Annotated in this window: 17 protein-coding genes; 5 read left to right on the forward strand and 12 right to left on the reverse strand. The window is 69.4% G+C overall.

Annotation, left to right across the window (positions count from 1 at the left end):
* Nucleotides 1-348 (forward strand): nitroreductase family protein (locus tag VG899_02305; GenBank protein ID HWA65186.1); only part of this gene is annotated, 348 nt, incomplete at its 5' end.
* On the opposite strand, the gene VG899_02310 is transcribed toward VG899_02305, so the two are convergent.
* Nucleotides 310-960, reverse strand: a complete 651-nt coding sequence (locus VG899_02310) for a TetR/AcrR family transcriptional regulator (GenBank protein ID HWA65187.1) — start codon at nucleotides 958-960, stop codon at nucleotides 310-312. The genes VG899_02305 and VG899_02310 overlap by 39 nt on opposite strands.
* 130 nt (nucleotides 961-1,090) lie before the next feature.
* Here VG899_02310 and glpX point away from each other — a divergent pair, with 130 nt between their 5' ends.
* Nucleotides 1,091-2,125: a class II fructose-bisphosphatase gene (glpX, locus tag VG899_02315; protein HWA65188.1), complete on the forward strand. Its 1,035-nt coding sequence runs from the start codon at nucleotides 1,091-1,093 to the stop codon at nucleotides 2,123-2,125.
* An 83-nt stretch (nucleotides 2,126-2,208) separates the two neighbouring features.
* Nucleotides 2,209-3,624: a class II fumarate hydratase gene (locus tag VG899_02320; GenBank protein HWA65189.1), complete on the forward strand. Its 1,416-nt coding sequence runs from the start codon at nucleotides 2,209-2,211 to the stop codon at nucleotides 3,622-3,624.
* 134 nt (nucleotides 3,625-3,758) lie between these two features.
* Here the strand turns inward: VG899_02320 and VG899_02325 are convergent, their stop codons facing one another.
* Together VG899_02325 and VG899_02330 are read right to left on the reverse strand one after the other, a co-directional pair.
* On the reverse strand, nucleotides 3,759-5,126 hold the full coding sequence (locus VG899_02325) for a PhoH family protein (GenBank protein HWA65190.1): 1,368 nt from the start codon (nucleotides 5,124-5,126) through the stop codon (nucleotides 3,759-3,761).
* Between the two features lie 113 nt (nucleotides 5,127-5,239).
* On the reverse strand, nucleotides 5,240-6,007 hold the full coding sequence (locus VG899_02330; GenBank protein HWA65191.1) for an isoprenyl transferase: 768 nt from the start codon (nucleotides 6,005-6,007) through the stop codon (nucleotides 5,240-5,242).
* 118 nt (nucleotides 6,008-6,125) lie between these two features.
* Between VG899_02330 and VG899_02335 the strand changes: the two genes are divergently transcribed.
* Entirely contained in the window at nucleotides 6,126-6,869 is a 744-nt protein-coding gene (locus tag VG899_02335; GenBank protein HWA65192.1) for an SIMPL domain-containing protein, read from the forward strand.
* A gap of 12 nt (nucleotides 6,870-6,881) precedes the next feature.
* Here the strand turns inward: VG899_02335 and VG899_02340 are convergent, their stop codons facing one another.
* From VG899_02340 to mca, 7 genes are all read right to left on the reverse strand, one after another.
* Nucleotides 6,882-8,702, reverse strand: coding sequence for a phosphoenolpyruvate carboxykinase (GTP) (locus VG899_02340; GenBank protein HWA65193.1), 1,821 nt, complete (start codon nucleotides 8,700-8,702; stop codon nucleotides 6,882-6,884).
* A 170-nt stretch (nucleotides 8,703-8,872) separates the two neighbouring features.
* The gene (locus VG899_02345; protein ID HWA65194.1) at nucleotides 8,873-9,373 is read right to left on the reverse strand and encodes a hypothetical protein; all 501 of its coding nucleotides are present in this window, start codon (nucleotides 9,371-9,373) and stop codon (nucleotides 8,873-8,875) included.
* Nucleotides 9,374-9,404: 31 nt separating this feature from the next.
* Complete coding sequence (locus VG899_02350) at nucleotides 9,405-11,354, reverse strand: thioredoxin domain-containing protein (GenBank protein HWA65195.1); 1,950 nt, start codon at nucleotides 11,352-11,354, stop codon at nucleotides 9,405-9,407.
* A 96-nt stretch (nucleotides 11,355-11,450) separates the two neighbouring features.
* Nucleotides 11,451-14,204: a penicillin acylase family protein gene (locus VG899_02355; GenBank protein ID HWA65196.1), complete on the reverse strand. Its 2,754-nt coding sequence runs from the start codon at nucleotides 14,202-14,204 to the stop codon at nucleotides 11,451-11,453.
* Between the two features lie 64 nt (nucleotides 14,205-14,268).
* Nucleotides 14,269-14,715, reverse strand: coding sequence for a MarR family transcriptional regulator (locus tag VG899_02360; protein HWA65197.1), 447 nt, complete (start codon nucleotides 14,713-14,715; stop codon nucleotides 14,269-14,271).
* A gap of 2 nt (nucleotides 14,716-14,717) precedes the next feature.
* The gene (locus tag VG899_02365) at nucleotides 14,718-14,912 is read right to left on the reverse strand and encodes a hypothetical protein (protein HWA65198.1); all 195 of its coding nucleotides are present in this window, start codon (nucleotides 14,910-14,912) and stop codon (nucleotides 14,718-14,720) included.
* Entirely contained in the window at nucleotides 14,909-15,790 is an 882-nt protein-coding gene (gene mca / locus VG899_02370) for a mycothiol conjugate amidase Mca (GenBank protein ID HWA65199.1), read from the reverse strand. The genes VG899_02365 and mca overlap by 4 nt, the downstream gene beginning before the upstream one ends.
* A 52-nt stretch (nucleotides 15,791-15,842) precedes the next feature.
* Between mca and greA the strand changes: the two genes are divergently transcribed.
* On the forward strand, nucleotides 15,843-16,331 hold the full coding sequence (gene greA, locus VG899_02375) for a transcription elongation factor GreA (protein HWA65200.1): 489 nt from the start codon (nucleotides 15,843-15,845) through the stop codon (nucleotides 16,329-16,331).
* On the opposite strand, the gene VG899_02380 is transcribed toward greA, so the two are convergent.
* A complete protein-coding gene (locus VG899_02380; GenBank protein ID HWA65201.1) occupies nucleotides 16,315-17,802 on the reverse strand; it encodes an FUSC family protein in 1,488 nt (495 codons plus the stop codon). The genes greA and VG899_02380 overlap by 17 nt on opposite strands.
* 13 nt (nucleotides 17,803-17,815) lie before the next feature.
* Nucleotides 17,816-18,727, reverse strand: a complete 912-nt coding sequence (locus VG899_02385) for an ROK family protein (GenBank protein ID HWA65202.1) — start codon at nucleotides 18,725-18,727, stop codon at nucleotides 17,816-17,818.
* Nucleotides 18,728-18,750 lie beyond the last annotated feature (23 nt).

An 18,750-nucleotide genomic window follows, 5' to 3' on the forward strand; every position in this document is an offset into this window, starting at 1 on the left:
GCGGTGACCCTGTCGTGCAAACGGGCCTATCTCGATCGGTACGCGCGCGAGGACAAAGGGTGGACCGATCGCGACGAAGCACGATGGACCGTGCCGTACTGGCACGTCGACACCGGAATGGTCGCGTTGCTGATGCTGCTCGCCGCGGTCGACGAAGGCCTGGGCGCGCTGTTCATGGGCATGGCCCCCGAGGCGGTCCCGCGCTTCCGCGCGGCGTTCGGCGTACCGGAGGATCACGACGTGGTGGGCGTCGTGTGTATCGGGCATGAAGCCGCCGACGCGCCGCGACGCGACTTGCGCTCGCGGCGGCTAGCTGTCGACGACGTCGTCCACCGCGGGCGATGGTGAGCCGGCTGGGCTGACCTGCCCGATCCGGCCCAGCAGCTCGACGAACTCCGCGGCGAGGCGCACCGCGCTCTCCTCGGTCTCCTGCATCGCCACTTCGCGACCGGCCTCAGCGACCACCGTCGTCAGCACCGTGACGAGGGTCTCGCCCAGCGGCTCGTCGTCGGTGCGCAGCAGGATCCCGTTGACGCGCACCCATTCCCGGTAGCGACGGCGAGCGATCAGCTCGAAGCCGGGCGGACCGCCGCCGTCCAGAAACACCCGAGCCAGATCGCGCTCCTCCCAGCACCCGCGCAGGTAGGACATCGCACCCGCCAGCCACAGTTGCATCGGATCGTCAACGCCTCGGGCGCGCGACTGTCGGACCGCGTCAGCGGTGCGCTGCTCTTGCCTGGCCTGGTAGTCCTCGAACAACGCAAGGTAGAGATCGGCCTTGCCGCCGAAGTGGTGGTAGAGGCTGCCGACGCTCGCTCCCGCGCGCGCGACCACGTCGGTGATGTTGGCGTCGGTGAATCCGCCGGCGGCAAACGCGTCCCGTGCGGCAGCGAGCAGAGCCGCCCGCGTTGCGCTGGCGCGCCCCACGTTGCGGTCCGTCGTACTGCGAGCGCCCGTCACCCGTCCTCCAGCCGGCCGGTACCGCGAAGTCGCCGCTGGCGAACGCCAGCATGGATCTCACTCTGCCAGGCGCGGCCGCGACTCGCGACTGCGGTGGTCGGCACGGCCGGGCAGATGGCAGGATTTGGTCATGAGCAACGACTCGGACGTCCCGGGGGCACTTCGAGTCGGAGGTGAGCGGCCCGACCGCAACCTCGCACTCGAGCTGGTCAGGGTGACCGAAGCCGCGGCGATGGCCGCGGGTCGCTGGGTCGGGCGCGGCGACAAGAACGGCGCCGACCAGGCAGCGGTCAACGCGATGCGTCAGCTCGTGTCGACCGTGTCGATGAACGGCGTCGTCGTCATCGGCGAAGGCGAGAAAGACGAAGCGCCGATGCTCTACAACGGCGAGGAGGTCGGCGACGGCAGCGGCCCGGAGTGCGACGTCGCGGTCGATCCGATCGACGGCACCACTCTCACCGCGAAGGGGATGACCAACGCGATCGCGGTGATGGCGGTCGCCGACCGCGGTGCGATGTACGACCCATCGGCCGTCTTCTACATGGAGAAGCTGGTCACCGGTCCGGCCGCCGCAGGCCTCGTCGACATCGAGGCCCCGGTCGAGCACAACATCAACGCCGTCGCGAAGGCCAAGGGCGGTTCCGCAGAAGACGTGACGGTGATCATCCTCGACCGGCCGCGCCACGAGAACCTGGTGCGCGAGGTTCGTGAGGCAGGCGCCCGGATCAAGTTCATTACCGACGGCGACGTCGCCGGCGCGATCCTCGCGGTGCGCGAGGGTTCCGGCGCCGACCTGCTGCTGGGCATCGGGGGAACCCCGGAGGGCATCATCACCGCCTGCGCGGTGAAGTGCCTCGGCGGGGTGATCCTCGGCAAGCTCTGGCCACGCGACGACGATGAGCGCAAGAAGGCGCTCGACGCCGGCCTCGACCTCGACCGGGTGCTCGGCACCGATGACCTCGTGCAGGGCGACAACGTCTTCTTCGTCGCGACCGGCGTCACGGACGGCGAGCTGCTCGACGGTGTCCGCTACCGCGCCGGCGGTGCGACGACGCACTCGCTCGTCATGCGTTCCAAGAGCGGAACGATCCGTTCGATCAAGAGCGACCACCAGCTGACGAAGCTCCGGGCGTACGCCGCGATCGACTTCGAGCACCACGCCTGACCTCGAACGTCGAGCCCAACGTTCTTGGCCACTCAGACCCCTCTGAGTGGCCAACTTCGTTGGGCTCGGCGGGGCATTGGACAATGGGCACCATGAATGACGACGACTTCCGTATCGAGCACGACTCCATGGGGGACGTGCGCGTACCCAAGGCCGCCCTGTGGCGTGCCCAGACGCAGCGTGCGGTGGAGAACTTCCCGCTGTCGGGGGTCACGATCGACCCCGCCCTGATCGGCGCCCTCGGCGCGATCAAGGGCGCTGCGGCCCAGGTCAACGCCGAGCTCGGCGTCCTCGACGCGGACCTTGCGAAGGCGATCACCGACGCGGCGTACGAGGTCGCCGCGGGCAAGCACGACGACGCGTTCCCGATCGACGTCTACCAGACCGGTTCCGGCACGTCGAGCAACATGAACACCAACGAGGTCATCGCCACGCTGGCCAGCCGAGCGCTCGGTCGCGACGTACACCCGAACGACCACGTCAACGCGTCGCAGTCGTCCAACGACGTCTTCCCGTCGGCGATCCACATCGCCGCAGCCCGCTCGATCGTCAACGACCTGATCCCGGCGCTTCGCCACCTCGATGCGTCCCTGTCGCGCAAGGCCGAAGAGTGGGCTGACGTGGTCAAGAGCGGGCGCACCCACCTGATGGATGCCACGCCGGTGACCCTCGGTCAGGAGTTCGGCGGGTACGCCGCGGCGGTCAGGTTCGGGATCGAACGGCTCGAGGCGTCGTTGCCGCGGATCGGCGAGCTTCCGCTCGGCGGCACCGCCGTCGGGACCGGCATCAACACGCCCGCCGGCTTCTCCGCGAAGGTGATCGGCGTACTCGCCGAGACCCTCTCGCTTCCGCTGACCGAGGCCCGCAACCATTTCGAGGCGCAGGGTGCCCGTGACTCGCTGATCGAGGCGAGCGGACAGCTTCGCACCATCGCGGCCGGGCTCTACAAGCTCGCCAACGACTTGCGGTGGATGTCCTCAGGGCCGCGGGCCGGCCTCGGCGAGCTCCACCTGCCGGACCTTCAGCCGGGGTCGTCGATCATGCCCGGCAAGGTCAACCCGGTGATTCCCGAGGCGGTCTGCCAGATCGTCGCGCAGGTCTATGGCAACGATGCAGCCGTGGCGTTCGGCGGCGCTGCCGGCAACCTCGAGCTCAACGTCATGTTGCCGGTCATCGCGCGCAACCTGCTCGAGTCGATCCGGTTGATCGCGAACTGCTCCCGGCTGCTCGCCGACCGCTGCATCGACGGCACGACCGCCGATGTCGACCGCTGCCGCGAGTACGCCGAGTCCTCGCCGTCGATCGTCACCCCGCTCAACGGCTACATCGGATACGAGAACGCCGCCAAGATCGTCAAGAAGGCGGTCGCCGACGGGACGACGGTCCGCCAGGCGGTCTTCGACCTCGGCTTCGTCGGAGACGGCGATGGCAAGGTCAGCGAGGCCGACCTCGACAAGGCCCTCGACGTACTCGCCATGGCCTACCCCCACGGCCGCTAGCAACCCACAAATCTCGGTGATCTTGACGTTGTCGGCCCGAAGACGCCAGTGAAAGACAATCTACGTAGGTCTCGACGTAGGTCTCGACGCGATCTTTGACGGCCTCGGAACCGGCGCCCCGACGGGGCACATGGCTAGACGCCCAGGTCTTCGAGCATCTCCGTCACCAGGGCGGCGATCGGGGATCGCTCGGAGCGCACCAACGTGACGTGGGCGAAGAGCGGGTGACCCTTGAGTGCCTCGATGACCGCAGCCACGCCGTCGTGACGACCGACTCGGAGGTTGTCGCGCTGCGCCACGTCGTGGGTGAGCACGACGCGCGAGTTCTGACCGATGCGTGACAGGACGGTGAGCAGGACACCGCGTTCGAGTGACTGGGCCTCGTCGACGATGACGAACGCGTCATGCAGACTGCGGCCGCGGATGTGGGTCAGCGGGAGCACCTCGAGCATCTCCCGGTGGATGACCTCGTCGACGACGTGGTCGGGCACGAGCGCGCCGAGGGTGTCGAAGACCGCCTGACCCCATGGCGTCATCTTCTCGGCCTCGCTGCCCGGCAGGTAGCCGAGATCCTGGCCGCCGACCGCGTAGAGCGGCCGGAAGACCACGACCTTGCGGTGCAGCCGCTTCTCCAGGACCGCGTCAAGACCGGCGCACAACGCGAGCGCCGACTTGCCGGTGCCGGCGCGGCCACCGAGCGAGACGATGCCGATCTCGGGATCCATGAGGATGTCGAGCGCGATGCGCTGCTCCGCGCTGCGGCCGTGGATGCCGAACGCGTCACGATCGGCACGCACCAGCCGCAGCGACTTGTCCGGCGTCACGCGCGCCAGCGCGGAGCCGCGTTCCGACAGCAGCACGACGCCGGTGTGGCACGGCAGGTCACGCGCGGCGGCGAGCTCGAGGCTGTCCGCGGCATACAGCGCGTCGACCTCATCTCCGGAGACGTCGAGCTCGGTCATCCCGGTCCAACCGGACTCGACCTGCTCGGCGAGGTACTCCTGCACCGCGATGCCGATGCTTGCCGCCTTGATCCGCAGCGGCATGTCCTTGCTGACGAGCACGACGTCGGTGCCTTCGGCCGCCAGGTTTCCGGCGACGGTCAGGATCCGTACGTCGTTGCCGCCCTGGCGGAAGCCGTGGGGCAGCACCGACGCGTCACTGTGGTTGAGCTCGACCCGAAGGGTGCCGCCCTCCTCGTTGACCGGAAGCGGCTGATCGAGCCGACCGTGCTTCGCCCGCAGATCGTCCAGCAGCCGCAGCGACTGCCGCGCGAACCAGCCGAGCTCGGGATGGTTGCGCTTCGCCTCGAGCTCGGTGATCACGACCACCGGCAGGACGACCTCGTGCTCGGCGAAGCGGCCGATCGCCGACGGATCGGCGAGCAGGACGCTGGTGTCGAGGACGAAAGCACGCCGCGGTTCGGCAGTCGCGGACTTGCGGCGCTTCGTCGAGGAGTTCCGTGCAGGGGCTGACGCGGCGGTTGTCGCGACTGGGGACACGTGGCCTCCGGAACTTCGGCTGACCGGCGGACAGCCGCTATGGCCGAACGGTACGACTCGTACCGACTCACCGCGCCTGCGACACGCCCGGGAGCGGGTGAGTTCACCCAGCCTTATACGCCGTGCCGACGCTCACGCTGGGCGTAGGAGCGCAGCGCGCGCAGGAAGTCGATGCGGCGGAAGTCCGGCCAGAGTGCGTCGCAGAAGTAGAACTCGGAATGCGCCGTCTGCCACAGCAGGAAGCCCGACAACCGCTGCTCGCCCGACGTCCGGATCACCAGATCGGGATCCGGCTGGCCGCGGGTGTAGAGGTGGTCGGCGATGTGGTCGACGTCGAGGATCTCCGCGACCTCTTCGAGCGAGGCGCCCTTCGAGGCGTGCTCGTGCAGCAGGCTGCGCACCGCGTCGGTGATCTCACGACGACCGCCGTACCCGATCGCCACGTTCACGAGCAGCCCGGTCTTGTCCTGCGTCGCTTCCGCGGCCTCCTTCAGCACCCGCACCGTCGAGTCGGGAAGCAGGTCGAGGGCCCCGACCGGATGCACGCGCCACGGCTGGGCGGGCGAGGCGAGATCGCGCACCGTCTCCTCGATGATCGCGATCAGCTGAGCGATCTCACTCGCCGGCCTGGCCAGGTTGTCGTTGGACAGCAGCCACAGCGTGACGACCTCGACTCCGGCGTCAGCGCACCAGCCGAGCAGGTCGGTGATGTGATCGGCGCCCGCCTGATGTCCTCGAGCCACGTCGGCGGCGCCGGCCGCCCTCGCCCAGCGCCGGTTGCCGTCGAGAATCACGCCGACATGGCGTGGCCGCGGTGCCCCGGAGAGGTTCGCGATCAGTCGGCGTTCGTAGACGCCGTACACGAGATCGCGCACGTTCACGCAGCGAAGGTTACGCCGCTTCGCCGCGCGTTCGACTCATCCGGTTGGGTGTCAGATGAAACCGCGCGCCTGGTCGCGACGTCTGATCGGCAACACTCCGTGACCAACAGGACCGACCATGAACCGCACCACCTCACGCGTCAGCGTCGTCGCCATCGCACTGCTGTCCGTCGTCACGGCGGCGACGGCGGTCGCCGTCATCGCCGACTCCGGCGGTGGGCCCGCGGATGCGTCGACCTCGGCCGCCAAGACGATCTCGGTCAGCGGCCAGGGCACGGTGCAAGGGGTTCCCGACACGCTGGTCGCGAACCTCACCGTGCACAGCCGGCAGGCATCGGTTCAGGACGCGCTCGACGCGGTCGCGACGGACATGCGCCAGGTCGAGTCGACGCTGGTCAACAAGGGACTCGCACGGTCCGACCTGCAGACCACCGACCTCGAGCTCGACCCGGCGTACGACGACCACAGCCGCGTCATCGGGTACGACGCGAGCGAGTCGCTATTGGCGAGCATCCACCCGCTCAGCCACGTCGGCGCGATCCTGTCAGCCGTCGCGACCTCGGCGGGCAACGCGGTGGACATCGACGGCCTGTCTTTCAACATCGCCGACGACTCGACGCTCATCGACGCCGCCCGGCAGAAGGCGTTCGACCAGGCGAAGGCTGCCGCGGCTCAGGACGCGAGCCTGGCCGGCGAACAGCTCGGTGACGTCGTCTCGATCAAGGAGAGCGAGCAGACGACGACGCCCCCGCAGCCGTTCTACAACGAGTCGTTCGCGGACGCGAAGAGCGCGAGCGTGCCGATCAGTGCCGGCAAGCAGCCGGTGTCGGTGACGCTCGATGTGGTGTGGTCGCTGTCCTAGCGACCACGCTCGTCAGCCGAGGCGGCTTTCGAGAGCGGCTAGCTGGTCCCACAACGCCTGTGGGGTGTGGCTGCCGAAGCGCTCATAGTGCGGGTGGACCAAGGCAGCCTCTTCGCGCCAGGCGTCCACGTCGACGGTGAGCAGGACCTCGAGCTGGTCGTCGGTCAGGTCGAGACCTTCGAGGTCGAGCGCCTCGCGGCTGGGCACCCGGCCGATGGGAGTGTCGACCGCTTCGGCGTTGCCGTCGATGCGCTCGCTGATCCACTTGAGGACCCGGCTGTTCTCACCGAAGCCCGGCCAGACGTACTTGCCGTCGCTGTCCTTGCGGAACCAGTTGACGAAGTAGATCCGCGGCAGCTTGGACGCGTCCGCCGCGGCGCCGGTCTTGAGCCAGTGCCCGAAGTAGTCGCCCATGTTGTAGCCGCAGAACGGCAGCATCGCGAACGGGTCGCGACGCAGCTCGCCGACCTTGTTCTCCGCGGCCGCGGTGCCTTCGGAGGCAACGTTCGACGCGAGGAACACGCCGTGCTCCCAGTCGAAGGCCTCGGTAACCAACGGCACGCTGCTCGCCCGGCGGCCACCGAACAGGATGGCGTCGATCGGGACACCTGCCGGGTCTTCCCACTCGTCCGCAGCGGTGGGGCACTGGGAGGCCGGGGCGGTGAAGCGCGCGTTGGGGTGCGCAGCCGGCTCGCTGGACTCCGGCGTCCAGTCGCGGCCCTTCCAGTCGATGAGGTGCGCCGGCGGGGTGTCGGTCAAGCCCTCCCACCACACGTCGCCGTCATCGGTGAGGGCGACGTTGGTGAAGATGCAGTTGGCGAACAACGTGTCGATCGCGTTCTTGTTGGTCGAGTTGCCGGTGCCGGGCGCGACGCCGAAGAAACCTGCTTCCGGGTTGATCGCGCGCAGCCGGCCGTCCGGACCGAAGCGCATCCAGCAGATGTCGTCCCCGACGGTCTCGGCCTTCCAGCCGGGCAGCGTCGGCTGGAGCATCGCCAGGTTGGTCTTCCCGCAGGCGCTCGGGAAAGCGGCGGCGATGTACTTCACGGATCCGGTCGGCGACGTCAGCTTGAGGATGAGCATGTGCTCGGCGAACCAGCCCTCGTCGCGCGCCATCACGCTCGCGATCCGCAGCGCATAGCACTTCTTCCCGAGCAGGGCGTTACCGCCGTACCCCGAGCCGTACGACCAGATCTCGCGGCTCTCCGGGAAGTGCACGATGTACTTCTGCTCGTTGCACGGCCACGCCACGTCTGCCTTACCGGCCTCCAGCGGGGCGCCCACCGAGTGGACGGCGGGTACGAAGAAGCCGTCCTCGCCGAGGGCGTCCAACGCCGCCTTGCCCATGCGCGTCATGATCTTCATCGAGATCACGACGTACGGCGAGTCGGTGATCTCGACGCCGAGCGCGGAGATCGGCGAGCCGACCGGGCCCATGCAGAACGGGACGACGTACATAGTGCGTCCGCGCATGCAACCGGCGAACAGCCCGTCCAAGGTGGCGCGCATCTCGCTGGGGTCGACCCAGTTGTTGGTCGGTCCGGCGTCCTCTTCGCGTTCCGAGCAGATGAAGGTGCGGCTCTCGACCCGCGCGACGTCAGCGGGGTCCGACCTGGCGTAGAAGGAGTTCGGGCGAAGCTTCGGGTTGAGGCGGATCAGCGTGCCGGCTTCGACGAGCTGGCGGGTGAGCTGGTCCCATTCCTCCTCGGAGCCGTCGCACCACACGACCGCGTCCGGCTGCGTGAGCGCCGCGACCTCGTGTACCCATTCGATCAGCCCGCCGTGGCTCGTCGGGGCATCATCGAGGCCTGGGACCACTGGCGCGATCGTCATGCGTGTCTCTCCTACGGGTTGCGCCACTCGCTGCTCCCGCCCGAAGCGTCCGCAATGGGGGTGCGCAACGTCACGGACACCGGCCGGTAACACGGTGGGGGGCTAAGCATAACGCTCGTCATGTATGCCCGCTACGACGGCCGGCACTCCTTTCGCCGGAGACAAAACCCTCAGCCGGTCGCCACTCCAGGGCCGGCTTCACGCAGCCGCTGCACCTCGCGCATCGCCTCCCGAAGCTCGCCGAGCCAGGCGTTCGAATGCTGCCCGACGAGGCGCACACACCACCCGAGCGCGTCGGAGCGCGAACGCGCGACGCCGGCGTCCACCAACGTGTCGAGGACGAGCCGTTCGGCCTGGCGCAGGCGCGTCATCACGGGCATCGACACCGATGTGAACGCTGCGTGTTCCTCGCCGCAGCGGGCGCCCCAGCTCACCTTCCGGCCGAACCGCTGCTCAGCCTCCTGGGCGATGCGGATCCGCTGGTCTCGGGTCTCCTCACGGAAGCGGGCGATCCGCCCGGACGCTACGCTGCGGTCGTCCTGCGATGCGTCGGGAGCCGGAATCGACACCTCGACGAGGATCTCCTCCCGGTCGACGGTGACCGTGTGCCCGGCGGCGGACCACTCGGCGGGCAACCGGCCGGCGAACCACGCCGCGATCTCGTCGTACATCGCTGCCTCCTGTCATCAGATGATTACAGGATTACACCGTAACTACCCCGATCCGCAAGGCCAGTTGCGCCGGGTCGGACGTGGGCGCGTCACAGACGAACCCGCGACAGACGTACGCCGCGCCGGGCGGGCGGTCGGCGAGCAGCGGCGACTCCCCGCCGGTGACGACGACGGCGCCCGGCGAGGTGGTACGACGCGCGACGGCCGCGAGGTCCGGGGCCTCGACCACGGCGATCTCCAGCGGGCCTGCCAGAAGCGCCTCGGCCACGGCGGCGGACGCCCCGGCAAATCGCGGAAACCGCTCGATGAGCTGCGACGCCGACCCGACGATTCGCTCCGCGGCCTCACGATGCGCCGAGCTGCCGGTCAACGCCGCGCTGGCGAGCAGCGCGCCCGCGAGCGCGGACGCCCCCGACGGCGTCGCACCGTCAGTCGGGTCGCGAGGGCGGCGGACGAGCTGCTCGGCGTCGTCCGCGCTGTCGAAGAACCCGCCCGCTGCGTCGGCGAACCGGATCAGCGCGACATCGAGCAGGTCCGTCGCCAGTGACAACCAGCCCGCCTCGCCGGTGACCTGGTGCAGGGCGAGCAGACCCTCGGCAACGTCGCCGTAGTCCTCGAGCACACCCGCCGGCGCGCCGACCGTGCCGTCGCGCGACACCCGGCGCAACCGTCCGTCGACCACGTGAACCCGCCCCAGCAGCTCCGCGCAGCCGCGCGCCGCACCGACGAAGTCGTCCCTGTCGAACAGCGTCCCGCACTCGGCCAGAGCGGCGATCGCCAGGCCGTTCCACGCCGCGACCACCTTGTCGTCTCGTCCGGGGCGAGTGCGCTCGGCGCGGATCGCGAGCAACCGCGCGCGCTCCTCGGCGTACGCCGCCGGATCCGGCGGGTCGGTGAGCAGCTGAAGCACCGAACGGCCGTGCTCGAAGGTCCCGGCGGCGCTCACCCCGAAGATCGCGGCCGCGCGCGGCCCGACCTCGTCCGGCGTCCACGCGTAGAACTTGCCCTCTTCGCCTTCGCTGTCGGCGTCCAGAGACGACGCGAAGCCGCCCTCCGCGGTCGCCAGCTCGGCGATCATCCAGTCGCAGGTCTCGACCGCGACCCGCCGCGCAAGGGGCGAGCCGGTCTGCCGCCACCAGTGCGCATAGACCCTGGCCAACAACGCGTTGTCGTACAGCATCTTCTCGAAATGCGGCACGACCCACGAGGCGTCGACTGAATAGCGAGCGAACCCACCGGCCAGCTGGTCGTACATGCCGCCGCGTGCCATCGCCTCGCAGGTCTTCTCGACGATCTCGCCACTGCGCGCGCTGCCGGTCCGGGCCGCGTGACGGAGCAAGAACTCGAGGGCCATCGACGGCGGGAACTTGGGCGCCCCGCCGAAGCCGCCTCGGACGTCGTCGTGGTCTTCCGAGAGCCGGGCGGCCGCCGCATCGAGTCCTTCCGCGGTGACGCCGACGCCGCGCTGCGGCGGCGCGCCGTCGCGACGGTTCAGCTCGGCGACGATCTGCGCGGCCGCCGTACGCACCTCATCGCGACGCGACTCCCACGCGTCGACCACGGAACGAAGCAGCTGACCGAACGACGGCATGCCGTGGCGCGGTGTAGGCGGGAAATAGGTGCCGCAGTAGAACGGCTCACCGTCAGGAGTCAGGATCGCGGTCATCGGCCAGCCACCCTGGCCCGTCATCGCCTGGGTCGCCTCCATGTACACGGCGTCGACGTCAGGGCGCTCTTCGCGATCCACCTTGATCGAGACGAAGTGCTCGTTGAGATACGCCGCGGTCGCGGCATCCTCGAATGACTCGTGGGCCATGACGTGGCACCAATGGCATGCCGCATAGCCGACGCTCAGGAATACGGGTACGTCGCGACGTCTCGCCTCGTCGAACGCATCATCACACCACGGCCACCAGTCGACCGGATTGTCCTTGTGCTGCAACAAATACGGACTCGTCGCAGTCGCAAGGCGATTGGCCATATGGCCGACTGTAGGCCGCAACCCCCGGTGATCTTGACGTTGTCGGCCTGATAGGTGGGCCATGGGGCCGAAAGCGTCAAGATCACCGAGGGAAGGTCATCGGAGCTCTACCGCCTGGTGGAAGGTGCCGCGGTTCTCGAAGGGTTGCGGCGGGGTGCTGATCGCACCGGCCGTGGTCGGGAGGTTCTCGTCGCACGTCGGCGAGCTCGTGCCACACAGCACGGGCTTGCGCCACGTCGCGGGGTTGCCGCCGTCCGTCTTGACCAGTGCCGCTACTGCACTCGCCAGCGCTCGCCGCAGCACCTGCCGGCAGCTCGTCAACGTGCCGGAGCCGCAGTAGGTGCCCGTGGGGTTGGACGGGTCGTTCACCCCGAGCACCTTGTGGAATACGCCGAGCAGCTGGCTCTGCCAGCCGTCGAAGAAGCCGGACGCCACGGCTGGTTGGCCGAGGACGAGGTCTTCCCGATCGGCGATCTCGTCGAGGGTTGTCGAGCCGAGGACCGGCCCATAGATGCGGTGGATCACCCGGGTCCACCAGCCGTCGAAGGTCAGGATCGCCGCACTGTGGTCGTCGTAGGACCGGCCCCCGGTCGCGCGCCGATGGGCACCGGTCCGGATCCACGCGCGCAGGTCGCGCACCAGCTGGCGTTCCCGCCGCCCCGTGACCGGACCGAGCACGTCGAGCATCGCGGGGAGCACTTTCAGCGCGCGAAGGTCTTCGGTGCTGGCACGTCCCGCGATGCCGACCAGGTCGGCAAGCGTCATCTTGCGATGCGCGGCAATCGCACGCTCGACCGGGTCGGCGAGGAGCTCGACGCGCTGTACCTGCCCCCACGACCAAGTGCCCGGCGACGCGGCCATGCCTTTGGCGCCCTTGTTGTTCCACGACGCGAGGAAGCCCCGCGCCGGGTCGATCGAGTACGCGTTGAAGGAGTTCGGCTCGCGCTTGTAGGAGTAGGTCTTCGGGTTGAAGCCGACCCAGTCGTCCTTGCCGGTCCCCCACGCCGGCAGCTGCAGGCTGGTGTGCGCGGCGTGGCGCTGGAACCACCCGCTGGCGAACCAGGCGATGTGTGACTTGGAGACGTAAAACCAGTTCTCGTTGCCGGTGTAGTGGCGCATCGCGCTGATGAACTGCTGCGGCGAATGGACCTTGTTCTCCGCCAGCAGCTCGAAGGCGACCAGGCTTCGCAGTCCGTGGTGATAGACGGCGCTCGCCCGAGTCAGCGCGACGGGTTGCTTCCCGACCCAGCCGTAGTCGACCACCGGTCCGTGCACGCTTCGTTCGGTGCGCAACGTCACGGTCTCGGGGATCGACGGCGAGGTCGGCGCAAGCGGCGTCTGCTCGACGACGGTTCGCTGTTCGAACGCCCGGCACTTGCCGCGGTACACGTAGTGCGTCGACGCGAACGTCGGCTTCGTCCCGTCGGGGTTGCACAGCTTCTCGGCGAAAGTGTCGGCGTTGTCTCCCAACGCCGTGGTGCCGGTCCATGCGAAGGACTTGGTGTGCCCGATCAGCGGGTACGGGCTCACGCCCGGGAAGATGACGCCGGAAGCCTGGATGCCGGGCATGTGCAGCTCGTACTCGTCGAAGATCTCCGGCGAGTAGTAGCCGACCTGCGGACCCATCGCGGCGATCGGGTGACCGCTTCTGGTGTGGCTGCCCTCGACGAGAAGCGCGTTGGACTCTTCGTCGGGAAGCTGCAACCCGGTGCGCGCGAGCCGGTCAGCCCAGGCGGGCATGTCAGCGCCGGTCGCGGACTCGCTCGCCTCGCTCAGCGGCTTCGTGATGCTGACCACCGCGTTGCGCGGCTGCAGCGAACCCGGAGTGATGTGCGCACTCGCGGTGCGCGATGGCCTGCCGGTGGTGTCGCTGGGGAAGCTCGCCGTCGTCGTCGTGAAGGCGTCCGGGTCGTCCTGCAGACGCAGGTCGTCGAAGACCTCGCGACCACGTCGGACGCCGAGCTTGTGCTCGAGCCGGTCGAGGATGTCGGATTGGAACTGCTCGCCGTCACCAGCAACCGTGAACTGCGCGATCAGCAGATAGCCCTCGGCGGCCGAGTCGGCGAGCGTCCACGGCCGAGGCGTGGCGCCGAGCGCGACGTACTCCGCCGGGAGCAGCGCCGGGTCGGTCTGCGTGGCCTTGATGTAGCCGTTGATGCCCGCGACGTACTCCTCGATGTCGTGCAGTGCGTCGCGACCTTCTTTGCCCTCCTGCTTCGCGACCTGCTTGATCTCGTGGGTCAGTTCGGCGGGCGAGAGGTCGAACTGACCGAGCGCAGAGCTGTCGCTGGCGATCGCGCTCGGGCCGAGCAGTCCGGCTTGCTCCCCCTCCGCCATCCGCCGCAGGACGTCCATCAAGAACAGCCGGTCCTCCGCGCTCACGTAGCCCGCGGCGTACATGCCCGCACTTCGGGTCGAGGCGTAGATGTGCGGGACGTCGTACTTCTTGTCGCGGATCACCGTCGCGCCGGCGATCGGATGCTCGACGGACTCGACGTCGGCGCCCGTCGGCACGGAGAAGTCGGAGTCCTTGTAGAAGTTGCTCAGGTCGGCGTCGCTGTTCGGCTCGCGATCGATCACCCGGTTGTAGAGCGCCGCCTGGTTGGTGAAGCTCGGCGGGACAGCGCCGCCCGCCTCGAACGTCGCAAGGTCGAGCACCGTCGTCCGACCGCCCTCGCCGTAGCCGAGAACGCTGTGAAACCCGCTCTCGCTTCGTTGGAAGTCGGGGACCTGGCCTGCCTTCACCGTGGCCGCATGCGGCGATGCAGCGGCGCCCGTCACAGCGGTCATCGGCGCGGCGACAGCCGCGGCGAGTGCGAGGAGGGCAAGACGGCGGCCCGGGACGTTCATTGCGCGGCTCCGATCGAGGGGCGACAGCGGCGTGAGCCCCGCGCACGATCTTGCCGCAGACCGGCTATCGCTCTTCGCGGAGCAGCGACTCGAGGATGGGCAGCAAGTCGAGCAGCCGCTGTACGTCGGCCGGAGACATGTCCGACAGCCGCTGGACGAGCGCCGTTGCCTGGGCGCCGCGGACCGACTCCAGCTTCTCCCGCGCCGCGTCGGTCAGCGCGATGTAGGAGGTACGACGGTCCGACGGGTCGCTGGAGCGCGACAGCAGGCCGGCGTCCTCGAGGCTCGCGACCACCCGGGTGGCGGTCGGCGCCGTGACGCCTTCACGCTCCGCGAGGTCGCCGATGCGCAGCGGGCCGTGGGTCTCGACGGTCGCCAACGCCGACCACTGCGACGGGGTCAGGCCACCTGGACTGTGCTGACGCAGCTGGCGAGCCAACCGGGCCACCACGACGCGAAGCCGAGCCGCGGTCTCCGCGTGCGCAACCGCATCACGGGCGGGTGCGATCACCCTTACTCCTCGTCGCGAGTCGGCTGCTCGAACTTCTCCGGCACCTTGCGCAGATGCCGGTTCATCGAGCGGAACAGGAAGAACGATGCCACGCACAAAGCCAGTACGACGGCGAACGCGATAAACCCTGCTCCGAAGTCACTGTCACCTGCGGCGAGCACCCGGACCGCCGGAAGGGCCAGCACGTGTGCGGTCACGTCGCCACCCGGTCTCTCACGCCCGCGAACAGGTCGTCCTCCGGCGTCGTCGTGTCGACGACGGACCGCGCGAGCTCGTAGTCCTCGGTGGGCCACACCCGCTGCTGGATGTCGAGCGGGCAGGCGAACCAGAACCCCTTCGGGTCGACCTGGGTCGCGTGCGCCAGCAGCGCCCTGTCGCGCACCGGGAAGTAGTCGGCGCACTCCACGCGCGTGGTGACCCGCGACGCGACGTCCGGGCGGTCCTTCCACTGCGCGAGGCGCTCGGCGTACGGCGACTCCATGCCGGCGGCGAGCATCGCGTCGTGCAGTGCCTGGAAGCGCTCGAGGTGCATGGACATGTGGTAGTAGAGCTTCAGGGTCTGCCAGGGCGCGCCGAGCTCCGGGTAGCGGTCCGGGTCAGCCGCTGCCTCGAACGCCGCCACGCTGACGTTGTGGCACATCACGTGGTCGGGGTGCGGGTACCCGCCGTTCTCGTCGTACGTCGTCATGACGTGCGGGCGGAACTGCCGCACGATCCGCACCAACGGCGCGGCCGCCGACTCGACGGGCTGCGCCGCGAAGCAGTCGTCGGGAAGCGGTGGCGGCGGGTCGCCTTCGGGGAACCCGGAGTCGGTGAAGCCGAGCCACTCGTGCCGGGCGCCGAGGATCTCGATCGCGGCGGCCATCTCGCGGCGACGGACCTCGGTCAGGTCGGCCACGACCTCGGGTCGTTCCATCGCGGGGTTGAGAATCGACCCGCGTTCGCCGCCGGTGCAGCTGACGATGAGGACCTCGGCGCCCTCGGCGACCAGCCTGGCCGTGGTGGCCGCGCCCTTGCTCGACTCGTCGTCGGGATGCGCGTGCACCGCGAGCAGCCGAAGCGGGCCGTCAGTCACCACTCCATGGTTTCACGAGTGTCGAACGATGGCGCTGGGTAGCCTGAATCGGATGAGCGAGACGAACACCACGTGGTTGACGCAGGACGCCTATGACCGGCTCGAGGCAGAGCTCGAGCACCTGTCGGGACCGGGTCGGGTGGAGATCACCCACCGGATCGAGGCGGCGCGCGCCGAGGGTGATCTGAAGGAGAACGGCGGCTACCACGCCGCGAAGGAAGAGCAGGGCAAGATGGAAGCCCGGATCCGTCAGCTCTCCCAGCTGCTCCGCGACGCTCAGGTCGGTACGCCTCCCGCCGCGAACAGCGGCGTCGCCGGCCCCGGCATGGTCGTCACGATCCGTTACGCCGACGGCGACGAGGAGACGTTCCTTCTCGGCTCACGCGAAGAAGCTGCCGTCACCGACCTCACCGTGTACTCCGCGCAGTCGCCGCTCGGTCAGGCCCTCGACGGCGCGACTCCCGGCGAGAAGCGGTCCTACGTCGCACCCAACGGCAAAGAGATCGCCCTCGAGCTCGTCGACGTCAAGCCGTACCTGTAGCCGGCCCGCGAGAGGCGGAGCTGAGCGCCTCAGCGATCCGCTGCGTCGTCTCGCCGAGCCGCAGCCGCTCTTCCTCGCCGGCCGTCGCGGCAAGCGCGCGGCGGGCAGCGGCCACGTCGGCGGCGAGCATCCGGCGCTCGTCCGGTTCCAGGCTGAGCCGACATCCGTCAGCGACCGGGAGCTCCGCCGCGCACGTCGCCAACGCTCTGCCCGCAACGAAGTAGCCGTAGCCCACCCGCAGTCGCCGCGGCAGGCGACGCAACCACCGAAGCGACGCACCCGCCAGGTCGGCCGCCACCGACGCGGCCCGAAAGCGTGCCAGCTCCGCAGCCGCGAACGCCGGTTGTGCGTCGGCTGACGCGAGCACCGCGGCAACGGTGCCGAACGCGATCGCGAGCTGGCGGCGTACTGCGTCGACGTTGCGGATCGGGAGCACCAGCCACGCGGCGAGGACACCGAGCGAAGCGCCGAGCAGGATGCCCTCGAGCCTGGTAGCGAGCAGGTCGGTGCCGGCCTCGCCGTAGAAGTCGTAGAGCAACGCCAGCGCCGACGTCATGCCGGCCGCCCAATAGGCGTAGCTGAGCGGTCGCAGCCACATCGCCACGGCGAGCACCGCGAACAGCACGACGATCGACCAGTCGTCGTGGGGCGGGAACGAATGCGAGACCAGTTCCGCCACAACGGTTCCGCATGCGGCTCCCGCGATGCGAAGCAACGCCTTGTATGTCACGTCGGCACGGCCCCGGTTCCCGCTGCCGACGATGTACGCCGAGAGCACCACCCAGGTCCAGTGCACGCCGAAGGCCGCTCGCCCGCACGCGAAGGCCGCGCCCAGCGCGACTCCCATCTGCAGCGACATGCGGGTGCTGGGCAGGACCTGCCGGTGCCACGGCAGATCGTCGCGGCGAGTTCGCGCGACCGGTGCCGGGACCGCGGGATCGGGCTCGACTCTGGCCAGCACCCCGATGCGTTCTGCGAGGAACTGCACCAGTCGCAGCCAGCCCAGCGCGACCAATGCGATGACCGCCGCCCACCATCTGCTCGGCGGGTTGGACCCGAGCGCGACGGCCGGCGCCGGCGTGACGAGCATCGCGAGGAACGCCGACGAGACCAGCGACCCCACCCGTCGCAGGTGCGGGCCGAAGCGCCGCAGCCAGATGCCCGCGGCCATCCCGACGGCGAACAGCGTGTCGCCGAAGTTGGGATGCGTGAACATCCACTTGCCAACCTCGGTGGAGGCGACGACGAGGAACGGCATCGCGATCGGGGCGAGCCAGCGGGCCAGCGCCGACTCGTGGCCGCGCCGGTCGGCCCGCCCGAGGGTCAGTGCCAGGACCACGGCCAGTACGACGCTGCTCGTCGTCAGATTGAACAGGTGGTCGAGCAGCAACGCTGTCGCGAAGCTCAGCAGTGCCGCCGACATGGCGACTCCGGCGACCCGAAGCCGCGCCAGCCCGGGATCTATCGACACGGCCGCTCGATCGTCACTGCAGGACGAGGGCGGCGGCTCCGACGAGTCCCGCATCGACAGCGAGTTCGGCGGGCACGATCTCGCAGCGGGACACGTAGGCCATCCCGGCATGGCGCGCGAAGGCTTCCCGCATCGGAGCGAAGATCAACTCTGCGGCGCCGGTCGCAAAACCGCCGCCGACCGCGATGCGGTCGAGCTCGAGCAGCGCGGCGGCACTCGCCAGCCCGACGCCGAGCGCTCGACCGGCCCGGTCGATCGCGGCGATCGCGACCTCGTCGCCGCCACGGGCGGCCGCCACGAGCGATCGCCCGTCAGCTGACTGATCGCCGGATTGCCAACCGTTGGCCACAGCGTGCGCCACGACCGCCGGTCCGCGCGCAATCGCCTCGAGGCAGCCGACCCCGCCGCAACCGCAGGGCGGCCCGTCGGGGTCGGCGACGACATGCCCGATGTGGCCGGCGTTGCCGGTCGTGCCGTCGAGGATGCGGCCGCAGAGGACGACACCGCCACCGACGCCGGTCGAGACGACCACCCCGAGGAAGTGGCGGACGCCTCGTCCCGCGCCGAGCCAGGACTCACCCGCCGCCATCGCCACCGCATCGTTGTGCAGCCGGACCTGAGCCGTCGGGAACAGCTCCCGCACCCGCTCGAGCAACGGGAAATCACGCCAGACCGCGATGTTGATCGGCGAGACCTCGCCGGTGTCGAGCCGCAGCGGGCCACCACACCCGACCCCGACCGCGGCCGGCGGCTCGCCGTCGAGCCGCGAGGTCAGAAGGTCACGTACCGCCGACCAGAGTGCTTCGGAGTCGGCGGCCACCGTGGGCACCTCAGCCCGCGCGTGGACAGAACCGTCCGCATCGACCCAGGCTGCCGCGATCTTCGTGCCCCCGATGTCCAGCGCGAGCGCGCGAGGGCCGATCACGCCGACAGTCTGCTCCATCGGTT

It is taken from the genome of Mycobacteriales bacterium (genome assembly GCA_035550055.1).
Classification (GTDB): domain Bacteria; phylum Actinomycetota; class Actinomycetes; order JAFAQI01; family JAFAQI01; genus DASZTV01.

Excerpts from the sequence above, each read along its gene's own strand:
- glpX (HWA65188.1), top strand. The coding sequence starts at position 1,091 with ATGAGCAACGACTCGGACGTCCCGGGGGCACTTCGAGTCGGAGGTGAG.
- VG899_02320 (HWA65189.1), top strand. The coding sequence starts at position 2,209 with ATGGGCACCATGAATGACGACGACTTCCGTATCGAGCACGACTCCATG.
- VG899_02335 (HWA65192.1), top strand. The coding sequence starts at position 6,126 with ATGAACCGCACCACCTCACGCGTCAGCGTCGTCGCCATCGCACTGCTG.
- VG899_02340 (HWA65193.1), bottom strand. The coding sequence starts at position 8,702 with ATGACGATCGCGCCAGTGGTCCCAGGCCTCGATGATGCCCCGACGAGC.
- VG899_02345 (HWA65194.1), bottom strand. The coding sequence starts at position 9,373 with ATGTACGACGAGATCGCGGCGTGGTTCGCCGGCCGGTTGCCCGCCGAG.
- VG899_02350 (HWA65195.1), bottom strand. The coding sequence starts at position 11,354 with ATGGCCAATCGCCTTGCGACTGCGACGAGTCCGTATTTGTTGCAGCAC.
- VG899_02355 (HWA65196.1), bottom strand. The coding sequence starts at position 14,204 with ATGAACGTCCCGGGCCGCCGTCTTGCCCTCCTCGCACTCGCCGCGGCT.
- greA (HWA65200.1), top strand. The coding sequence starts at position 15,843 with ATGAGCGAGACGAACACCACGTGGTTGACGCAGGACGCCTATGACCGG.